We start from the raw sequence: 20,688 nt of genomic DNA, 5'->3' as shown, positions 1-20,688 counted from the left end.
GCTACCGGAAGACATATTGAACATTAATAACCTGATAATAAAGATAAAAAATAATGAGAAGACTGATTACTAATCTGCTGCTGGCATTATTATGCTTGGCGTCTCCCCTTTTGGCGCAGGACATGCGCATGGATACTTATTGTAATCCGCTGAATGTAGACTATACCTATATGATATACAATTCTTCGAAAGATATCTCCTACCGCTCGGGTGCCGACCCTGCCGTAGTAGAGTTTCGTGGAGAATATTATATGTTCGTTACCCGTACGCACGGCTACTGGCATTCTACGGATTTGCAAAACTGGAATTTTATCAATCCGGGGGAAAACTGGTATCCACAAGGTTGTAACGCTCCGGCGGCACATAACTACAAGGATTCAGTACTTTATGTCTGTGGCGATCCTTCGGGTGTGATGAGTGTGCTTTATACCGACAACCCCAAGTCGGGTAACTGGAAAGCCACTCCTGCCATCATCACCAACTTGCAAGACCCTGACCTTTTTCTTGATGATGACGGCAGTGCTTACATGTTCTGGGGCTCTTCCAACAAGTGGCCCATTCGCGGCATGAAGCTCAACAAGAACCATCGTTTCATACAAGAAGGCGAGAAGCTGGAACTTTTCAATCTCGACCCAGAGAAACATGGTTGGGAACGTTTTGGAGAAAATCATGCCGATACCGTGCTGGGCGGCTATATCGAAGGACCGTGGTTGACAAAGCACAACGGGAGGTATTACATGCAATATGCTGCTCCGGGCACTCAGTTCAATGTATATGCCGATGGTGTATATGTGGCCGACCATCCGATGGGACCTTATACCTATCAGAAACATAACCCCATTTCCTATAAGCCTGGCGGTTATATCAACGGTGCCGGTCATGGAAGTACGGTGCTCGGACCAGGTAGGCAATATTGGCATTTCGGTTCTATGGCTCTGCCCATTAATATGCACTGGGAACGCCGTCTCTGCATGTTCCCTACTTATTTTGACGAAGACGGCATCATGTATTGTGACACCCGTTTTGGAGATTATCCCCGTTATGCACCTACTATGCCGGGAAAGAAAGGGGAGTTCCGCGGCTGGATGCTTCTTTCTTACAACAAGCCTGCCAGAGGTTCTTCGGCTGTAGAGGGTCATACAGCTGCCGGATTGACGGACGAGAATTGCAAGACCTATTGGCTGGCTTCTTCCAACGATGAAACGCAGTGGGTGGAGATAGACCTTCAGGCACCTGCCACTGTAAACGCTATTCAGGTGAATTACAACGATTATAAGAGTGATATGTATGGTCGTTATCCCGATTTGCGCCACCGTTACACTATCGAAGGTTCCGTAGATGGCGTCAACTGGATACGTCTTGTCAACCGTAGCAACAGTTTCAAAGACACTCCGCACGATTATGTGGAACTGGAAATCCCTGCCCGGGTACGTTATGTACGTTACAAAAACATCCATGTTCCCACACCGCACCTTTCCATTTCTGCCATCCGTATTTTCGGTCTGGGCGAAGGTAAGGCGCCTGCTCAAGTGAAGACATTTGACCCTCGCCGTCACGAAGATCGCCGTGACATCACGCTGACTTGGAAACCGGTGAAAGGTGCACAAGGATACAACATCCTTTGGGGTATTGCGCCGGACAAGCTTTACAGTTCTTGGATGGTGTATGGTGACGAGTGTAGGCATCTGATGAAATGTCTTTCTACCGACCAGAAATATTATTTTGCTATCGAAGCTTTCAATGAAAACGGTGTATCTCAAATTTCTGTCGTTAAAGAAGTGAAATAATGTGTTGTAAAATGAGGGTGTGCCATCAACCGTTTTGACACACCCTTATTTGTCGTTTTATGTGTATTTTGTTTATTGTCAGCTATGGATAAAAAGTCGTATTGCATCGCTTGGTTGATGTTGTTGTTCGTCGGTTCATTACATGCACAATATCGTACTACTACCTACTGTAACCCTCTTAATCTGGACTATACTTATCCTTTTCACAATTCCCATTTGGGCAAGTCTTATCGTTCGGGTGCCGACCCTGCTGTAGTGGAGTTTCGGGGGGAGTATTATATGTTCGTTACCCGTTCCTGGGGTTACTGGCATTCCAAGGACTTGCTGAATTGGGACTTTATTACTCCCGAAAAATGGTATTTCGAAGGTTGCAATGCTCCTGCTGCCCATAATTATAAAGATTCCATACTCTATGTTTGTGGGAATCCATCCGGAGCCATGAGCATACTTTATACCGATAATCCCAAACGGGGGGACTGGAAGGCAGTGCCATCGGTACTCCACGACCTTCAGGATCCTGCCCTTTTCATTGATGATGATGAACGTGCTTATATGTATTGGGGGTCTTCCAACCGTTGGCCTATCCGTGGTAAGGAACTTGATATGAAGAATAAATTCCTGCCGATAGCGAAAAAGCCGGATTCACTGCTCTTTCTCCGTCCTGACATTCATGGGTGGGAACGTTTTGGCGAAAATCATACCAGTGACATCAAGCCATTCATCGAGGGTGCGTGGATGACGAAACACAATGGGAAATATTATTTGCAATATGCCGCTCCGGGCACTCAGTTCAATGTGTATGGTGACGGTGTTTATGTAGGAAAATCTCCTTTGGGTCCCTTTCAGTACGCGGCTCATAATCCGTTCTGCTACAAGCCGGGAGGATTTGCTACCGGTGCCGGGCATGGAAGTACGGTTTGTGGTCCGGGAGGAATATACTGGCATTTCGGTACAATCCATCTGTCCATTAATTATAAGTTTGAGCGTAGGTTATGTATGTTTCCTACATTTTTTGATGAAGACGGTGTGATGTACTCTGATACTTACTTCGGTGACTATCCTCACTATTCTCCCGACCAGGTTTCGCGACAGACGACAAGCGGTGGTTTCCGGGGCTGGATGTTGCTTTCTTATGGCAAACCCGTGAAGGCTTCTTCGCAATTGGAAAGTTATCCGGTGGAAAATGTGACGGACGAGAACTTGAAAACCTTCTGGGTGGCCGGAAAAAATGACGATAAGCAATGGGTGGAGATAGACCTTGAAGAAGTGAGTGACGTGTATGCCTTGCAACTGAATTTCTTTGACTATGAGGAAACCGGATTTTGGGGACGTATGCCAAACCTCCGGCAACGCTATCTTGTAGAAGCTTCGGTGGATGGTGCCCGTTGGCGGGTATTGGTGGACTATCGCAACAGTTTCCGTGATGCCCCTCATAATTACATAGAACTGGATCAACCGATAGAAGCACGCTATATTCGTTATCGCCACCATTACGTGCCGGGCAAGAATCTGGCAATGGGGAATATTCGCGTGTTCGGTTTGGGACGTGGGAAAAAACCGGCTACGGTAAAAGGTTTTACGGTAGTGCGTGAAGCGGACGAACGTAATGTCCGCATTTCTTGGAAAGCGGTGAAGGGTGCGCAAGGCTATAATGTATTGTGGGGTGTTGCTCCTGATAAATTGTATAGTTCGTGGATGGTATATGGCGATAATTCATTAGACTTACGTGCCCTCACGGTAGGACAAAAATATTATTTTGCCATCGAGGCATTCAATGAAAATGGTATTTCGCAACGTGTTTTTCTTCGAGAGGCGCACTGATTGTGTAAAATGAACAGTAATGAAACAGATAATACACTCTTTTTTATATGGTAGTACCGTTTGGGCTGCTTGTACTGTATCGCAGGAGGTCAAGGCCGGTGGGATCCCTGTCTCTACCACAGAGGATGGAGATGCTGTTAGCCCAAACATTGTTTGTGTGGTATGTGAAGACATCGGTCCTTGGCTGCACTGTTTCGGTGACAGTGTGGCAGTGACTCCGACTATTGACGCCCTTGCGGCAGAGGGTATACGCTATACCAGCATTTATGGGACAGTGGGTGTTAGTGCTCCTTCGCGTGCGGCACTTATTACGGGAATGTATCCCACGCATATCAATGCCAACTATATGCGTACGCAAGGGGGGCAGATTGCACGTCCACCGGCGGTAACCGGTTACGATATTGTGTTACCCGAGGGAATAAAGTGCTATACCGAGCTGTTGCGTGCCGCTGGCTATTATTGTACGAACAACCCGAAAACCGACTATCAGTTTCTACCGCCTTTGACCGCTTGGGACGAATGTGGCAGGCAGGCGCATTGGCGCAACCGTCCTAAAGGGATGCCTTTTTTCGCTATATTCAATACCCTTGCCTCGCATGAGCAAAAGGTGTGGGAAAGTGCGAAGGATACGCTTTACGTCTCTCCCGACGATGTGGTGTTGCCACCCTATTATCCTGAGGACAGCATTGTGCGCCGCGATATTGCTGTCATGTACAGCAATATTTACCGCATGGATTGTTTTGTCCGCCAGATGATTGATGAATTGAGGGCGGCAGGCGAGTGGGATAATACCATTCTTATCTTTTATTCGGATAATGGTGGACCGCTTCCTCGGCAGAAACGTGAAATAACAGAGGTTGGTACCCATATTCCTCTCATTATCCGTTATCCGGACGGACGGTTGGCCGGCAGTATTGATGATGGACTTCGCAGTGTCATTGACATTCCACCAACGATTCTTTCATTGGCGGGTATCAAGCCTCCTGCCTATATGGATGGCAAGGCATTTGCTGGGAAATATGCTTCGCCATCGCGGCGCTATGTTTTTGCCGCACGTGACCGTATGGATAAGTGTTATGACCAGCAGGGGGGCGTACGTGACCGCCGTTATCGTTATATCTGTAATTATACTCCCAATCAGCCCGGCTATCAGCCGGTAGGATTTCGTCTGAACATGCCGATGATGCGCCGTATGCTTCAACTCCATGAAGAAGGCGCGCTCGATGAGAATCAGGAAAGCTGGTTTGTTTGGCCCCGTCCGCGTGAAGAGTTCTATGATTTGGAGAAAGACCCTCATGAGATCTGCAATCTGATTAATGATCCGGCTTACCGGAAAGACATTAACCGTTTGCGGAAGGTGTATCGGCAGTGGGAAAGGAAATATTGGCAATGTCGTCCGCTGACAGAACCGGAAATAGTACAAACTATGTGGCCGGACGGTGTACAGCCGCTCGTGTCAGCTCCGCAGATTGTACAAAAGGGGGGCAGGTTAAGCTGGAGTGTTCCACTCCTGGAGTCTCTTATGCCTATCAGTTGAATGGTCGGGGACGGAATGGAGAGAAACATTGGAATCTATATGTTGAGCCGTTTGTTGTCCATAAGGGAGACCGGGTGGCAGTGCAGGCTTTCCGGGTGGGATATAAGAAGAGTGAGATAGTAGACTTTTTAATTGAACATTAATTTTGTAGGATATGAAGAATACAGTTTGTACAGCCTTGATGCTGTTGATGTCTGTGTGTATGTATGCGCAGGAGTTGTATGGAGAGTATGAAAAGAAAGTGTATGTCTCTTCGCAGGGAGATTCGTTGAAGTACCGTTTGCTGCGTCCCGAAGCAGAAAAGGCAGGGAAGAAATATCCGTTGGTGCTTTTTCTGCATGGTGCGGGCGAACGAGGAGATGATAATCAGAAGCAATTGGTGCATGGTGGGCAGATGTGGCTCAATCCGGTGAACAGAGAGGAATATCCGGCTTTTGTATTGGCTCCCCAGTGTCCTAAGGAAGATTATTGGGCTTATGTGGGTCGTCCCAAGTCGTTTGTACCTGGAGAAATGCCCGAGGTACAGGAGCCTACGCGTATATTCCGCACATTGAAGGAGTTGCTGGATACCTATTTGGCTATGCCCCAGGTGGATAAAGACCGGATTTATGTGATGGGACTTTCCATGGGCGGTATGGGGACGTTTGATTTGGCGATACGTTATCCCGAAGTTTTTGCCGCAGCCGTTCCCATCTGTGGTATTGTGAATCCGGCAAGGCTTTCTGCCGCCAAAGACGTGAAGTTCCGTATTTATCACGGAGATGCCGATAACATTGTTCCGGTAGAAGGTTCGCGTCAGGCTTACAAGGCCTTGAAGGCTGCCGGTGCCGATGTTGAGTATATCGAATTCCCTGGAGTCAATCATGGCAGTTGGACACCGGCGTTCAATGATTCTGAGTTTATGGGTTGGCTGTTTAATCAGAAGAAAAAATGATGAGAGTATTGTCTGTTATCGGAATTCTCTTTTTAGGGGGCGCTTTTTTTACTTCTTGCATCACTTCTGGTCGGGTAAGTACTTTTGTGGTATTGCCGGATACGCAGACTTATCTGGAACAATGTCCGGAGGTCTTTGATTCGCAAGTGGACTGGTTGGTTGCCAATCGTAAGAAAATAGATGCCGTGTTCCAAGTGGGAGATTTGACACAAGATAATTCTCCGGTGGAATGGGCGTATATGCAGAAAGCCTTTCATCGTATTAGCCAAGCAGGAATACCTTATTCTGTCGTATGGGGAAATCACGATATTGGCAGTAAGCCCGGTAAGTTTTCGGACGTGCATAACACTGCAATGGCCAACAAGTATTTCCCTCTTTCTGACTATAAGCAGAAGAGTTATTGGGGAGGCAGTGCGGATGGAAAGACATTGGATAACTATTACATAAACCTTAGGTCGGGCGATACCGATTGGCTGGTCTTGAATCTGGAATTCGGGCCTTCTGATGAGGCTCTGCAATGGGCCGATTCCATAGTGGGTATTCATCCGGATAAGCTTGTCATATTGAATACACACGCCTATTTGTATTGTGACAGTACGTTGCATGACGGGAAAGACTGGTGGCGCCCTCAAGGATATGGCATCGGCAAAGAGTCTGGGCGCACAGTGAACGATGGTGCTGGAATCTGGGAGAAATTGCTTCTCAAACATCGCAATGTGATAGCTGTCTTTTGTGGGCATGTCTTGAAAAGCGGAGTCGGCACGCTGGTCTCTATAGGGAAAGAGGGAAATAAAGTGTATCAGATGCTGGCAAACTATCAGCGTGGTGTGGAAGGCAGTAGATTGGGAGGTGAGGGCTACTTACGCATTGTAACTTTTAACCGGAAGACAAGGGAGATAGATGTGAAGACCTATTCGACTTGGAATAAAGCCTACCACCCCTCCGAACATCATAACTTTAAGTTCAGAGAGGTGGACTTTGACGAATATCTGCGCTGAGACTTAAGTCCTTTCAGCGTAATCTCCGTTACTTTTTATCAGTTCTATCAGCTTTTCTACCGCCTCTTCTTCGGGAATGTTCTTTTCGATGCACTCCTTCTTTTTGTAGAGGCTGATTTTGCCTCGTCCGGCGCCTACATAGCCATAATCAGCATCGGCCATTTCTCCGGGGCCGTTGACAATGCAGCCCATGATTCCTATCTTGAGTCCTTTCAGATGGCCGGTGGCTGCCTTGATACGGGCAATGGTACTTTCCAGGTCGTAGAGGGTGCGTCCGCAGCCGGGACAAGAGATGTATTCGGTCTTGCTGGTACGTACACGTCCGGCTTGCAGGATACCGAAAGCAGTGGCATCCACTACTTTGCCGCTTATGGTTTCTCCTTGGTTGAAGAGAAGGATACCGTCACACAGACCGTCGAAGATGAGTGCTCCCATATCTGCAGCCGCTTTGATTTGCAGATTTTCCAGTTCGCTCTCTGCGTAGTGCTCAAAGAAGACTACCGGGTTTTTTAGGCCTTCCTTCATCATCTGGTGTACTAGAGCGCGTTGTTCGCCCAACCGGTTGGGATGATTGCTTTGCGAAATCAATACGACTTCCGGATGATACTTCAGGCAGGCGATGGCTTCGTCATTCAGCCCCATATACGTGATGAAGAGGAATTTCAAGGAAGCGCCGCAGCTGCTTAGGAAAGGAAGCTGGTCTCCTTTAAAGGCGGGCCAGGCATTGTCCGGTTTTGTCTCGCTGTTGCTTTGTTCCATCCAGACATCGGCATCGATGATGCATTGCATGCCTTCCGGAAGTTGTTCAGGGATGGAACGTCCCGTATAGATATAGTCCGGCATGAATTGCGGATTGAAGTCCATGTCCCCGTTTAAGCGTGCGGCAATGACCACGGGCAGATTGTCTCCACCGATATTGTGTACGGCGGCAGTCTCGCGGCGGGTGGGAGAGAGATAATTGAATTCCGGCACATCTGCTCCGGGGATATAAGGATGGTCGTGGCGCTGCACGATATAGTCCACCAATTTGCGGGCTACGGGGATTTCCGCCTCCGGAGCTTCGCTCAGGGAAACCCGGATGGTGTCACCCAAGCCGTCTGCCAGCAGGGCGCCGATGCCCAAGGCCGATTTGATGCGTCCGTCTTCTCCGTCTCCGGCTTCCGTTACACCGAGATGCAGCGGGAATCGCATACCTTCCTGCTCCATGACGGTTGCCAGCAGGCGTACTGTCTTTACCATGACCACTGTATTGGATGCCTTGATGGAAATGACTACATCCGTGAAATTCTCTTGCACGCAGATGCGCAGAAACTCCATACAAGATTCCACCATGCCTTCCGGTGTATCGCCATAGCGCGACATGATGCGGTCGGATAATGAACCGTGGTTCACGCCGATGCGGATGGCAGTATGGTTCTCCTTGCAGATATTAAGGAAGGGGACAAAGCGGTCGTGTATCTTCTGCAACTCCTGAGCATACTCTTCATCGGTATACTCCAAATGTTTGAAAGTACGTGCTGCATCCACATAGTTTCCCGGATTGATGCGTACTTTTTCTACATACTGTGCTGCCACGTCCGCTACCTTCGGGTTGAAGTGAATGTCGGCCACAAGCGGCACCATATATCCGTCCTGGCGTAGGCCTATGTTGATATTCATCAGGTTTTCAGCCTCTTTGATGCCTTGGGCCGTGAGGCGTACATACTCTCCTCCGGCGTCGACAATACGTTTGGCTTGCGCCACACTGGCTTCTGTGTCCTGCGTAGCGGTGTTCGTCATACTTTGTATGCGGATAGGATTGGAGCCGCCCATAGGGGTGGCTCCGATGTTTACTTCTGATGTTTCCCGTCGGGAATAGTTGAATAAATCCACGGTAATAAGTGATTAGCGTTTAGTGATAAGTGATTAGTGATAAGGGATAAGTGACTATATCTCATCTTACTAATCCCTTATCCTTAATCCCTAATCCCTCAATTAGTCTTGTATTCGTACTTCACCTCCTTCAAGTCCTCATTTGCCTTGACTATTTTCTTTTTCAGCCCTTCTTTATAGGCGGCGAATGTTTCAGCCAATGAGGAATCGCTCAATGCCAGCATCTGTACGGCAAGGATGGCAGCGTTCATGGCACCATTAATGGCAACGGTGGCTACTGGTATGCCCGGAGGCATCTGGATGATGGAGTAGAGGGCGTCTACGCCATCGAGTGCGGACCCTTTTACGGGAACCCCGATTACCGGCAGTGTGGTGTTGGCAGCAATGACGCCGGGCAGGGCGGCAGCCATACCGGCAGCGGCAATAATCACTTTAATGCCGCGTTGGCGAGCATTCTTGGCAAATTCCTCCACTGCTTCCGGTGTGCGGTGAGCAGAGAGAGCGTTCATTTCGAACGGTACATGCAGGTCATTGAGCAATTGCGCGGCCTTCTCCATAACGGGGAGGTCGGAAGTGCTGCCCATGATGATGCTAACGATTGGAGACATGAATCATTAAATTATTAAAGGGTTAATTTTATAAGGGTTAGGGATTAACGATTAGGGGTTAGGGACTGCGCTATCATTCCGTCCGGTGCTAATCGCTAACCCCTAATCCTTTCATTTCATTCGTTTATCAGCGCTTTGTAGGCTTCGGCATCCAGCAGGCTGTCGAAGTCGGCATCAGCGGTGGGTTTGATTTTGATGAGCCAGCCTTCGCCGTATGGGTCCTGGTTTACCAGTTCCGGCTGGTCGGCAAGGGCTTCGTTTTGCTCCAGAATCTCACCGGTTACGGGCAGGAAGAGGTCTGATATGGTTTTTACTACTTCGATGGTGCCGAACACTTCGTCGGCAGCCAATGTCTCACCTTCGGTCGGGATGTCGACAAACACAATGTCGCCCAGTTGCTCTTGTGCATAATCGGTAATACCTACATAGGCTACATCACCTTCCAGGCGAATCCATTCGTGTTCTTTGGTGTACTTTACATTAGTCGGGAAATTCATGATCATTAGTTTTTAAGGGTTGATACTATGTAAATTAAAAGTTGAAAATTAAAAATTAAACAAGGCTCTTAAAAGAGGAAGATTCGGAACAGTATGTTGCTCAGCGGGTGGAGTACCAGCAACGAGCAGATAAGCCCTACGGCAAAGCCTCCCATAACTTCGCCCAGTGTGTGGTGTCGCAGGATGATGCGGGCGGTGCCCAGCACGCCAGCCACCAGTATAAAGAGGCATAGCCACCATACGGGATTGTAGCTGAACAAGGCGCTGAAAGCTACCAGTCCACCAATTACGGCTCCGGCGCCTGCCATGTGTTCGCTCAGTTTCCATTTTAAGTTGACAATGACGCAGATTATCATCACTACCAGGGCGGAGAGTATGATACCGGTCATGTACCACGGGATATTGAGCCGGTGCATCATGAGCAGGCAGAATACATAAGAAGTGATGGTCAGAATAAAGGGAATGTATCTCCTTTTTCGTTCCACCAGTTCTTCCGGACTGAAACCGTTGATTTTGCGGAAGATGAAGATAGTCAGTGTAGGCATCAGGATGGTGAAGCAATACACCACGCCCAATACTATCAACTTGTACTGCAACGGCATGATGCGCAGGTACGAGAATATAAACAGAACCAGAAAAGCCAGAAAAGGGATGGAGAACGGTGTGAATACCGCCGAAATCACTTTCGCTGTTCTGATTAAAGTTTTATCTGCTATAATATGCTCTTCCACAACCTAATTTTATTTACGATTTGACTATTTACAATTTACTATTTGAATGCACTAATCTTTAAACCTTAATCCCTAATCGCTCATCCTTTTCTCTCATCTTCTCAGTCTTGCCACGGGGATATTCATCTGTTGGCGATACTTTGCCACCGTGCGGCGGGCTATGGGATAGCCTTTCTCCTTCAGCAGCTCGGTCAGTTCGTCATCGGTCAGAGGCTTTTTCTTGTCCTCGTTGTCAATGCACTCTTTGAGTATCTTGCGTATTTCGCGTACAGACATCTCTTCGCCGTCTTCGGTTGTGTAGCCGTCGTTGAAGAAGAACTTCAGCGGGTAGATGCCGTAGTTGGTCTGTACATACTTGCTGTTGCTCACACGGGAGATGGTCGAGATGTCCAACCCGGTACGTTCGGCAACATCTTTCAGAATCATGGGGCGGAGCAATGACTCGTCTCCTTCGAGGAAGAAAGGACGTTGCAGGTCTATGATGGCCTGCATGGTAGTCATCAGCGTATTCTGGCGTTGCTTCACGGCATCGATGAAACCTTGTGCGGCATCCATTTTTTGTTTGAGGAACATCATGGCTTCACGGGATTCCTTAGACTGGTTGGCCCGGTTCTTGGTGTGTTCTTCCACCATCTCGGTGAAGTCGCGGCTCATGCGCAGTTCCGGCACGTTGCGGTTGTTCAGTGTCACGTTGATGGTACCGTCGTCATAAGTGTCTACCAGGAAGTCGGGCACAATCTGCTGCATGTTCTTGCCGATGGCTTCGCCGAGCGAGGCACCGGGACGGGGATTCAGCTTGCAGATTTCCTTAACGGCTTGTTGCAGGGTATCTTCGCTGATACCTAATTTCTGCATAATCTTGTCCCAATGCTTGCGGGTGAACTCTTCGTAGCACTGGGTAAGAATATCTTCTTCTATATAGTATTGTGGAGGCGAGGGCATGGGCCGTTGCGCTTCCTTACGTCGAATCTGGATGAGCAGGCACTCTTGTAGGGTGCGGGCGCCCAGACCGGCGGGGTCGAAGTCTTGTATAATCTTCAATACTTCTTCCAGCTCTTCGGGAGAAGCGTCGATACCGGCGTAGATGGCGAGTTCGTCGCTGATGCTGTCCAATGATTTGCGCAGCAGGCCATCGTCGTCCAGCGAGCCGATGAGATATTCGGCCAGTTCGCGCTGGTGCGGAGTCAAGTCCTGCTCGCCGAGCTGCTGGCGCAAGGTTTCATAGAAGGAGGTGGCGTCGGAGAAAGGAATTTCTTCTGCCTGCTCCCCTTTGCTGCGGTTGTTCTCCTGCAGCTTGTAGTCGGGGATATCGTCTTCGTTCAGATAATCGCTTAAAGAATCATAGCTAGTGTCTCCACCATCTTCTGAGCCGGTTTCCGCATCGGGTGTGTCGGGGTATTCGTCGCCGGGAGTATCCTCCTTACCCTCTTCCAGTGCCGGATTTTCCAGAAGTTCGGCACGTACGCGGTCCTCTAGTTCCACGGCGGGAAGTTCCAGCAGCTTTACCACCAGAATTTGTTGCGGCGACAGCGTTTGTATCTGCTGTTGCGCTTGGGTCTGTACTTGTCGGGAGCCTTGTGCCATATTTTTATAAATTATTCAATGCACTCATTGTGCATCTTCTTTCAGATATTTACCGCAAAAATAGTGAATAGTTCGATAACACGAAACCTCTCTGATGATATTTAACAAGAAAAGAGAAAACAAGCTTTTGCCAATAGCTTGGCAAACTTTTGCCATGCCTATGGCAAGACTTTGCCAACGCGGTGGCAAAACTTTGCCAAAGGCTTGAAAAACGTTGGCAAAATAGTCTTCTGATTATGAACTATATAGATTAATCTCCTTTTTGTATTATCTTCTTTCAAAGATTATCTATATCTTTGTCCTATAACTACTAAAACAAGGAATGTTATGTTTGCTAAAGAAACGTATGTGCAGCGCAGGGCCCAGCTGAAAAAAACGATAGGCTCCGGAGTGTTACTGTTTTTGGGTAACGATGAACAAGGTTTGAACTATGAGGACAATACTTTTCGTTACCGCCAGGATTCCACTTTTCTCTACTATTTTGGCTTGTCGTTTGCCGGGCTGTCAGCTCTCATCGACATAGATGAAGATAAAGAAATCATTTTTGGCGATGAGCTGACCATCGACCATATTGTCTGGATGGGTACCCAGCCCACCCTTCACGAAAAGGCTTCTGCTGTGGGAATTTCCGAAACCCGTCCTTTTGCCGACATCGTCGGTTATCTGCACAAGGCTGTACAGAAGGGACAGACCATCCATTATTTGCCCCCTTATCGTGCCGAGCATAAGTTGAAACTGATGGACTGGCTGGGTGTTCCTCCGGCACGTCAGGAAGGGTCTGTGCCGTTTATCCGTGCGGTGGTGGCACAGCGCAACTACAAGTCGGCAGAAGAAATAGCGGAAATAGAAAAGGCATGCGACGTGACTGCTGACATGCACATCACCGCAATGAAGGTGCTTCGTCCGGGCATGTACGAATACGAGGTTGTGGCCGAAATGAACCGTATCGCCGAGATGAACAACTGCGAGCTGTCTTTTGCCACGATTGCTACTGTCAACGGCCAGACCCTGCATAACCACTATCACGGCAACCGGGTGCAACCGGGAGACCTCTTCTTGATTGATGCCGGCGCCGAGCTGCCTTCGGGTTACTGTGGTGACATGTCGTCTACCGTGCCGGCGGACAAGACTTTTACTCCACGCCAGCGTGCCGTTTACGAAATCCAGAACGCCATGCATCTGGAGTCTGTTAAAGCGCTTCGCCCGGGCATTCCCTATATGAAGGTGTACGAGCTTTCCGCCCAAGTGATGGTGGAGGGGCTGAAAGAGCTGGGGTTGATGAAGGGCAATGCCGAAGATGCCGTGCGCGAAGGGGCGCATGCCTTGTTTTATCCCCATGGACTGGGCCATATGATGGGGTTGGATGTGCACGATATGGAGAACCTGGGTGAGCTCTGGGTAGGCTATGACGGTCAGCCCAAGAGTACGCAGTTCGGCCGCAAGAGCCAGCGTCTTGCCATCCCTCTGGAACCGGGCTTTGTGCATACGGTTGAGCCGGGCATCTACTTCATCCCCGAGCTGATTGACTTATGGAAAGGAGAGAAGAAGTTCATGGACTTCATCAACTACGATAAGGTGGAAGAATACCGCAATTTCGGCGGCATCCGTAATGAGGAGGATTATCTGATTACCGAAACGGGAGCACGTCGCTTGGGCAAGAAAATTCCACTGACACCGGAAGAGGTGGAAGCGTTGCGTTGACAACCACATCCTTAATATACACAGAGAGCCGTTTGTCCCGATAATGCCGGTGGCAAGCGGCTCTCAAATTTAGGGGTCATACAGATTGTATTATGTATGGTTTATGCGTGCAGTTCCAGTACGAACCGTGCTCCCTTGTTGTAGCTGCTGTCTAGTGTCAAGCTGCCGTTCATCTTGGTGGCAATCAGTGAGCAGATGGGGAGTCCCAGGCCGTCGCCTTGCGTCAGGTCTTTCACTTCGGTGAAAGGCTTGAAGATGTTTTCGCGTTGCTCCTCGGGGATACCGCAACCGGTGTCGCTGATGATGAACTGGTGGGTGTGCGCACCACGTTTCTTGAAGTCCAGCCATATTTTTCCTCCAGCAGGGGTGTACTCGGCGGCGTTTTCCAACAAATGCAGCAAGACGCGTTCCAGTTGCTCAGGGTTGATTTTCACATTCAATTTGGGGGCATTCACGGTCAGGGTGACATCTTCTTGTGTCATTCCTTTGATTTTGTCCATGATGCCTTCACAGAAAGTGGAGATATTCTTCTCCTGCACTTCGTAGGGTTCGGACAAGGTGGTTTCCAATTCGGACAGTTCCTGGATATGGTTGGAGAATGCATGCAGGGCTTTTACGCCCGGCAGTGAGGCGTCGAGCGTGTCCAGTGTCGGTTCCATTTGGGCGGAAATGTTCTGGATAAATTTGGTTTTCAGCTCATTGTGCTCATTAGCAATGCTGATGGCCTTCTTCTGTTTACGGGTGAGGATGATGAAACGCAGCAATACGATGGCGCCGAATACCAGTGCGGCGGCAAGGATGGCGGCGAGTATGCAAAGCCCGATGATGATGTACTGCTTGGCGCTTAGGGAATCATCTTTCTCCTGGATAGTGGCCAGGCTTTCATCATATTTCTTCTTCAGGGCGTTCAGTTCCTCTTGGGCGGTAAGCGCCTTTACGGAGTCGGTCCATAGGATGTACTTGTCGTAGGTGCGTGCCACCAGTCCGGCATTGTTTGCTTTGCGGGCGATACTGATAAGAGTCTTGTAGCATTCGTCTACTTTGGCGTAGTTCTTCTGTTCCTTATATTGCCCTATCAGGCGGTTGGTAGCCGCATCACCTTGTGTGTTCATGCCGAAGGTGTAGTAATAGTTGGCCTGCGTATAAAGCAGGTCGTTGCTCAGAGAGTCGTTGTGAGAGGCTTTGGCGGTCTCTTCCAGTTTGGTCAGCTGTTCCTTGGCACGTGCGGGATTTTTCAGGTTGATGTACATCTGCAGGCGTTCCTTGTTGATGCGGAAACGTAGGTTGGGCATGGCCTTGCCCGTTTTCTGTTCGCCGGTTGCCACCACTTGCTCGGCACCGCGCAGCAGTTCAAAAGCTTCTTTATAGTAATTCTCCCGATGGTAGAGGGCGCTGGCATTGACGCCGCATTCCACTGCCTGGGCATACTTGTCTTGCGTGGCAAAGGCATTGTAGGCTTGCAGGAATAGATAGCGGGCTTTGATATATTCTTTTTTCGTAAGATTTTCTTGTGCTTGTTTCATCAATTCGTCTGCACGGTTTTGCGCATGGAGTTGAGTAAAGATGCAGAAAGTCGCTAAGAGAAGTATCGAAATAATTTTTTTCATGTGTACGTTTGTTTTATTTGCTCACAAAGTTAGAATAAAAACTTAGTATTTGAAGCTACTGCCTCCTAAAAATTCTCTCAATAAGGATGTCGGTGGAATTTCTTTGTCCTGCACGGGGGTGAAATATTTGATGAATTTCAGCAACCGGTAGGCTTCTGCGTATTCCGGACAGTTCCGTGGAACACTGGTAAGGATGGGCTCTGCGTGGCAGCGGAGCACGGCGAATTCGAACAAGAGGGCGGAGTTGAACATAACGTCGGCATTTTCCTGGTAGGGGAATATCCATTTGTCCTCGCCGGCACGTACACTGGGCCAGCGTGAAATGGTCTCTTGTGCCGAGTAGCCGCGGTAGTTGAAGTCGCGGATGATGCGGCGCAGCAGGCGGTTGTCCGTGGTGGGAATCCAGTTGTGGTCGTCCAGCGAGATGGTGGTCAGGGCAGATACATAAATCTTGTATTTGCTGGCGGCGGGAATCTGTGGTGTCAGTTCAGGGTTCAGGGCATGGATTCCTTCCAGGATGAGGATGGTATGCTCGTCGATGCGCAGCTTGTCTCCCTTGTACTCTTTCTTCCCGAGGTTGAAGTTGAAGCGGGGCAGCTCCACTTCTTCGCCCCGGAGCAATGCTTGTAATTGGGTGTTGAAGAGCTCAAGGTCGAGGGCATAGAGCGATTCGTAATCGTAATTGCCGTTCTCATCGCGCGGGGTGTCTTCACGGTCTACGAAGTAGTTGTCCAGCGAGATGGGGTAAGGACGCAGGCCGTTGGTCATCAGCTGCACGCTGAGGCGTTTGCTGAAAGTGGTTTTTCCGGAAGACGAGGGGCCGGAGATGAGCACGAGCTTCACCCGGTTTCCGTTTTCGCCGCGGTGGTAGATGTCATCGGCAATCTGGGCTATCTTTTTTTCCTGCAGGGCTTCGGCCACGTTGATGAGGTCGGTGGCATGGCCTTCCTCGCAAGCCATGTTGAAGTCGCCTACGTTGCCCAGTCCCATAATGTAGTTCCAGCGCAGGTGTTCCTTGAATACGTCGAGCATTTTCTCTTGTTTCACCACTTCTTCCAGGACATCGGGGTTTGCCCGGTTGGGGATGCGTAGCAGCAGGCCGTCGTAATACTTCACGATATCGAACAGCCAGATGTATCCGGTACTGGGCAACAGGTTGCCGTAGTAGTAGTCTACGGTGTCGCCCAGTGTGTAGTAATAGGTATATAGCGAGCCGGAAGTTTCCAGCAGCTTCACTTTGTCGTTCATGCCCCGTTCGTTGAAGATGCGTACAGCCTCGGTGGTGTGGCATTCTACACGGTGGTAGGGGATGTTCTCGGCAATGATTTCCTGCATCCGCTTCTTGATGGCTGCCACATCTTCCAGCTCTATGGGGCGGCCGATGCGCAGGTTGCAGAAGTAACCTTTGGATACCGGATGCTCTACGAACAGTTTTCCTTCCGGAAACAGCTCGCTGACAGCTTTGTAAAGAATGAAGCAGAGGGAACGGACATAGGTGCGCATACCTGAGGAGTCGCGTATGTCGAGAAACTCTACATCCTTATTGTTGTATACACGGAAATTCAGCCCTTCGGAACGGTTGTTGACCTTTGCACTGACTACCTGATAGGGGAAATTTAGATTAAAACCGTAATAAATATCCAAAAGTGAGCTCCCTATAGGGAATTCTTTAGAAATATTATTATTTTTGCAACAAATTTGTAACATGTGTTTCATGATGTCTCGTTTTTAGTGGGTTGACACGTTAAATATAGGACATTATAACACGTGAAGGAATGAAACACCTTAAATAATTAAAGATGGAATATTCTTTTTATGATTTTTTAAAGCTACTCGGCTCATTGGCACTGTTTCTTTACGGAATGAAGATTATGAGTGAGGGGCTTCAAAAATTTGCCGGTGACAGACTGCGGAAGATATTGACCGCAATGACAACCAACAGAGTGACCGGTATGTTGACGGGTGTGCTGATTACAGCACTTGTACAATCTTCCTCTGCAACCACGGTGATGGTTGTAAGTTTTGTCAATGCGGGGTTGTTAACGCTTTCACAGTCCATAGGTGTCATAATGGGTGCTAATATCGGTACGACTGTTACGGCATGGATTATTTCAGCTTTAGGTTTCAAGGTGGACATTGCCGCCTTTGCTCTTCCTCTTCTTGCTTTCGGCATTCCTCTCCTCTTCTCTCAAAAAAGTAACCGCAAGTCTGTCGGTGAATTTATTTTCGGTTTCTCATTCTTGTTCATGGGGCTTTCCTATTTGAAAAACAATGCTCCTGACTTGAGCCAAAATCCTGATATGCTGTCATTTGTGCAGGACTATACCGACATGGGCTTTATCTCCATACTTCTTTTTGTGGGTATCGGTACGGTGTTGACCATGATTGTGCAGGCATCTGCGGCAACTATGGCCATTACGCTTATTATGTGCGCCAACGGCTGGATTAGTTTCGAATTGGGGGCAGCACTGGTTTTGGGAGAGAATATCGGTACAACCATCACGGCAAACCTTGCGGCACTGACCGGTAATACGCAGGCAAGGCGGGCTGCTTTGGCCCACTTGGTGTTCAATGTGTTTGGTGTGATATGGGTGTTGTGTCTTTTCACCCCCTTTACCGAGGCTGTGTCATGGTTCGTAGAGAACGTGATGGGTACTAAAGATCCGGCTGTGGCCGTATCCTTCAAGCTTTCGGCATTCCATACTTGCTTCAATATCTGCAACGTGCTGATATTGATATGGTTCGTGAAGTTTATCGAACGTACGGTCTGTGCCATTATTCCAATGAAGGAGCAGGACGAGGAATATCGCTTGCGTTTTATCTCGGGCGGTATGCTTTCTACGGCAGAGCTGTCCATCCTGCAGGCAAGCAAGGAAATACATCTTTTTGCCGAACGTACCCGCCGTATGTTCGGAATGGTGCAGGACTTGCTGCATACGGAGAAGGATGATGATTTCAACAAAGTGTTCAGCCGTGTGGAGAAGTACGAGAATATCAGTGACAGCATGGAGCTGGAGATTGCCAATTATCTGAATCAAGTGTCCGAAGGGCGCCTGAGTTCGGAAAGTAAGTTGCAAATACGTGCCATGCTGCGTGAAGTGACGGAGATAGAGAGCATCGGCGACAGCTGCTATAACCTGGCACGTACCATCAACCGCAAGCGCCAGACCAATCAGGATTTCACCGAGAAGCAGTACGAGCATATCCATTTCATGATGAAGCTGACGGATGATGCCTTGGAGCAGATGATTGTCGTGGTGGAACATCCGGAGCATGCAGGCGCGGATGTGAACAAGTCCTTTAATTTGGAGAACGAAATCAATAATTACCGCAATCAGCTGAAGAATCAGAATATCTTGGATGTGAACAACAAGGAATATGATTACCAGATGGGTGTTTACTATATGGACATCATTGCGGAATGTGAAAAGCTGGGCGACTATGTGGTGAATGTAGTGGAAGCCAGCAGCGATATAAAAGAAAAGAAAGCGTCTTAGGACGCTTTCTCAAATTCTTCTTTGCCTACTCCACACAAGGGGCAAACCCAATCTTCGGGAAGGTCTTCGAAAGATGTTCCCGGTTCTATTCCATTTTCAGGGTCGCCCAATTCAGGGTCATAGACATAATCGCATACAGTGCAAATGTACTTTTCCATAAATTTCCTTTTTAGGTTTATTCTCCTATAATAACGTTTAAAAGCCCTTTTTGTTCTATTGTTGAACAAAAATAGTTTATTTTTGTTCTCTATTAAAACAACATTTTATGAAAATGACCGACAAGCTGTTCAGGGCGATTATGCGGAATCTGCATGCCTACGTACTGCTGATAAACCGCGACTTCACTGTATTTTACACCAATTACTACGATATTACCGGAGTTGTAAAGCCTGCCGAAACCAGACGGGTGGGAGATATTCTGCGCTGTAACAATGCCTTGTCGGCAGCAGGAGGTTGCGGCACTCACGATTTGTGTGAGCACTGCCCCGTGCGGAATGCCATAGAGAATGCCTTTGTGGTGCAGAAGAACTTCACGGATTTGGCAGCTATTCTGAATCTTAGGGATAGCGAAGGCAGAACTACGGAATGCAATGCTTATGTTTCCGGCGAGTATATGGAGATTGAGGACCGCGACTGCATGGTGATTACCGTGCATGACATTACCCGACTGAAACAAGTGGAAGCTGAATTGAAACTGGCACGTGAGAAGGCAGAGAATGCCGACCGCTCCAAATCGGTGTTCCTGGCGAATATGAGCCATGAAATCCGTACCCCGCTGAACGCAATTGTCGGATTCTCGGAATTGCTGGCCTCTGCATCGACAGACGAGGAGAAGACACAGTTCCTGGAAATTGTGCAAAGTAACAATGAAATGCTGCAACAGCTGATTGCTGATATTCTGGACCTCTCGAAGATAGAAGCCGGAACATTGGAATTTGTGTTCTCGGATGTGGACATCAACCAGATGATGTTCGATTTGGAACAACAGTTCCGTATGCGGGTGGCCGAGTTGGGTAGTGGAGTGCAGATTGTCCGGGAGGCTTCTGAGAAGGAATATACCATGCATACAGACAGAAACCGGCTTGCACAAGTGGTATCCAATTTTATGACGAATGCCCTGAAGTTCACCCAGGAAGGCAGTATTACCCTCGGATTCAGACCCTATGAGGAAGGTCTCTATTTCTACGTAAAAGACACGGGAACCGGTATTCCCCAGGAAAAGTTGCCACATGTTTTTGAACGTTTCGTCAAGCTGAAGCAGGAAAAGAACGGTACCGGACTGGGACTCTCCATTTGCCAGACCATTGTCCGCAAATTGGGGGGCGAAATAGGCGTGGAATCGGAAGAAGGGGCAGGTTCGACTTTCTGGTTCACATTGCCGTGGGAGCCTGCAACCAGACCGAAACTGGTGAGGGAAAAAGAGAATCAATGACAGTCAATTAATCACTAATCATTATATAGGTATTGTTTTCCCGGATTATTATTGTATTTTTGCGTTCCAAAATTAAACCTAA

Annotated in this window: 16 protein-coding genes; 8 read left to right on the top strand and 8 right to left on the bottom strand. The window is 48.5% G+C overall.

Features of this window, described 5'->3' with window-relative positions:
• Positions 1–53 precede the first annotated feature (53 nt).
• The 5 genes from NQ510_RS03425 (at position 54) to NQ510_RS03405 (ending at position 7,077) form a co-directional block, all read left to right on the top strand.
• Complete coding sequence (locus tag NQ510_RS03425) at positions 54–1,787, top strand: family 43 glycosylhydrolase (protein WP_005830581.1); 1,734 nt, start codon at positions 54–56, stop codon at positions 1,785–1,787.
• A gap of 84 nt (positions 1,788–1,871) precedes the next feature.
• Positions 1,872–3,608: a family 43 glycosylhydrolase gene (locus tag NQ510_RS03420; RefSeq protein ID WP_005830579.1), complete on the top strand. Its 1,737-nt coding sequence runs from the start codon at positions 1,872–1,874 to the stop codon at positions 3,606–3,608.
• Between the two features lie 19 nt (positions 3,609–3,627).
• Positions 3,628–5,145 (top strand): sulfatase family protein, encoded by a 1,518-nt coding sequence (locus NQ510_RS03415; RefSeq protein ID WP_005830577.1) that lies wholly within the window; start codon positions 3,628–3,630, stop codon positions 5,143–5,145.
• A 190-nt stretch (positions 5,146–5,335) separates the two neighbouring features.
• The gene (locus NQ510_RS03410; RefSeq protein WP_369738710.1) at positions 5,336–6,079 is read left to right on the top strand and encodes a carboxylesterase family protein; all 744 of its coding nucleotides are present in this window, start codon (positions 5,336–5,338) and stop codon (positions 6,077–6,079) included.
• Positions 6,076–7,077, top strand: a complete 1,002-nt coding sequence (locus tag NQ510_RS03405) for a metallophosphoesterase (protein WP_005830571.1) — start codon at positions 6,076–6,078, stop codon at positions 7,075–7,077. Before NQ510_RS03410 ends, NQ510_RS03405 begins: the two co-directional genes overlap by 4 nt.
• A gap of 3 nt (positions 7,078–7,080) precedes the next feature.
• Here the strand turns inward: NQ510_RS03405 and NQ510_RS03400 are convergent, their stop codons facing one another.
• From NQ510_RS03400 to rpoN, 5 genes are all read right to left on the bottom strand, one after another.
• Positions 7,081–8,949 carry a 4-hydroxy-3-methylbut-2-en-1-yl diphosphate synthase gene (locus NQ510_RS03400; protein ID WP_074668604.1) on the bottom strand — a complete coding sequence of 623 codons (1,869 nt, stop codon included), beginning with the start codon at positions 8,947–8,949 and terminating at the stop codon, positions 7,081–7,083.
• A gap of 98 nt (positions 8,950–9,047) precedes the next feature.
• A complete protein-coding gene (gene purE, locus NQ510_RS03395) occupies positions 9,048–9,557 on the bottom strand; it encodes a 5-(carboxyamino)imidazole ribonucleotide mutase (protein WP_005830568.1) in 510 nt (169 codons plus the stop codon).
• A gap of 116 nt (positions 9,558–9,673) precedes the next feature.
• On the bottom strand, positions 9,674–10,054 hold the full coding sequence (gcvH, locus tag NQ510_RS03390; protein WP_034525976.1) for a glycine cleavage system protein GcvH: 381 nt from the start codon (positions 10,052–10,054) through the stop codon (positions 9,674–9,676).
• 68 nt (positions 10,055–10,122) lie between these two features.
• Entirely contained in the window at positions 10,123–10,785 is a 663-nt protein-coding gene (locus NQ510_RS03385) for a membrane protein (RefSeq protein ID WP_005830565.1), read from the bottom strand.
• Between the two features lie 93 nt (positions 10,786–10,878).
• Positions 10,879–12,369: an RNA polymerase factor sigma-54 gene (gene rpoN / locus NQ510_RS03380; protein WP_005830563.1), complete on the bottom strand. Its 1,491-nt coding sequence runs from the start codon at positions 12,367–12,369 to the stop codon at positions 10,879–10,881.
• Between the two features lie 327 nt (positions 12,370–12,696).
• Between rpoN and NQ510_RS03375 the strand changes: the two genes are divergently transcribed.
• Complete coding sequence (locus NQ510_RS03375; RefSeq protein WP_005830557.1) at positions 12,697–14,070, top strand: aminopeptidase P family protein; 1,374 nt, start codon at positions 12,697–12,699, stop codon at positions 14,068–14,070.
• Positions 14,071–14,171: 101 nt separating this feature from the next.
• On the opposite strand, the gene NQ510_RS03370 is transcribed toward NQ510_RS03375, so the two are convergent.
• A complete protein-coding gene (locus NQ510_RS03370; protein ID WP_005830555.1) occupies positions 14,172–15,677 on the bottom strand; it encodes a sensor histidine kinase in 1,506 nt (501 codons plus the stop codon).
• A 42-nt stretch (positions 15,678–15,719) separates the two neighbouring features.
• A complete protein-coding gene (locus tag NQ510_RS03365) occupies positions 15,720–17,393 on the bottom strand; it encodes a nucleoside kinase (RefSeq protein WP_005830553.1) in 1,674 nt (557 codons plus the stop codon).
• 83 nt (positions 17,394–17,476) lie between these two features.
• Here NQ510_RS03365 and NQ510_RS03360 point away from each other — a divergent pair, with 83 nt between their 5' ends.
• Positions 17,477–19,174, top strand: a complete 1,698-nt coding sequence (locus NQ510_RS03360; protein WP_005830551.1) for a Na/Pi cotransporter family protein — start codon at positions 17,477–17,479, stop codon at positions 19,172–19,174.
• Here NQ510_RS03360 and rd read toward each other — a convergent pair.
• On the bottom strand, positions 19,171–19,332 hold the full coding sequence (gene rd, locus NQ510_RS03355; protein ID WP_005830549.1) for a rubredoxin: 162 nt from the start codon (positions 19,330–19,332) through the stop codon (positions 19,171–19,173). The genes NQ510_RS03360 and rd overlap by 4 nt on opposite strands.
• Positions 19,333–19,439: 107 nt before the next feature.
• Between rd and NQ510_RS03350 the strand changes: the two genes are divergently transcribed.
• Positions 19,440–20,606 carry a sensor histidine kinase gene (locus NQ510_RS03350; RefSeq protein WP_005830546.1) on the top strand — a complete coding sequence of 389 codons (1,167 nt, stop codon included), beginning with the start codon at positions 19,440–19,442 and terminating at the stop codon, positions 20,604–20,606.
• Positions 20,607–20,688: the final 82 nt, after the last annotated feature.

The organism is Bacteroides uniformis, from assembly GCF_025147485.1.
In the GTDB taxonomy this organism is placed as follows: domain Bacteria; phylum Bacteroidota; class Bacteroidia; order Bacteroidales; family Bacteroidaceae; genus Bacteroides; species Bacteroides uniformis.
This window is presented reverse-complemented; position numbering and strand designations above follow the sequence as displayed.

Coding starts and splice junctions, on each gene's coding strand:
- NQ510_RS03425 (WP_005830581.1), top strand. CDS start 54: ATGAGAAGACTGATTACTAATCTGCTGCTGGCATTATTATGCTTGGCG.
- NQ510_RS03420 (WP_005830579.1), top strand. CDS start 1,872: ATGGATAAAAAGTCGTATTGCATCGCTTGGTTGATGTTGTTGTTCGTC.
- NQ510_RS03415 (WP_005830577.1), top strand. CDS start 3,628: ATGAAACAGATAATACACTCTTTTTTATATGGTAGTACCGTTTGGGCT.
- NQ510_RS03410 (WP_369738710.1), top strand. CDS start 5,336: ATGTCTGTGTGTATGTATGCGCAGGAGTTGTATGGAGAGTATGAAAAG.
- NQ510_RS03405 (WP_005830571.1), top strand. CDS start 6,076: ATGATGAGAGTATTGTCTGTTATCGGAATTCTCTTTTTAGGGGGCGCT.
- purE (WP_005830568.1), bottom strand. CDS start 9,557: ATGTCTCCAATCGTTAGCATCATCATGGGCAGCACTTCCGACCTCCCC.
- gcvH (WP_034525976.1), bottom strand. CDS start 10,054: ATGAATTTCCCGACTAATGTAAAGTACACCAAAGAACACGAATGGATT.
- rpoN (WP_005830563.1), bottom strand. CDS start 12,369: ATGGCACAAGGCTCCCGACAAGTACAGACCCAAGCGCAACAGCAGATA.
- NQ510_RS03375 (WP_005830557.1), top strand. CDS start 12,697: ATGTTTGCTAAAGAAACGTATGTGCAGCGCAGGGCCCAGCTGAAAAAA.
- NQ510_RS03370 (WP_005830555.1), bottom strand. CDS start 15,677: ATGAAAAAAATTATTTCGATACTTCTCTTAGCGACTTTCTGCATCTTT.
- NQ510_RS03365 (WP_005830553.1), bottom strand. CDS start 17,393: ATGAAACACATGTTACAAATTTGTTGCAAAAATAATAATATTTCTAAA.
- NQ510_RS03360 (WP_005830551.1), top strand. CDS start 17,477: ATGGAATATTCTTTTTATGATTTTTTAAAGCTACTCGGCTCATTGGCA.
- rd (WP_005830549.1), bottom strand. CDS start 19,332: ATGGAAAAGTACATTTGCACTGTATGCGATTATGTCTATGACCCTGAA.
- NQ510_RS03350 (WP_005830546.1), top strand. CDS start 19,440: ATGAAAATGACCGACAAGCTGTTCAGGGCGATTATGCGGAATCTGCAT.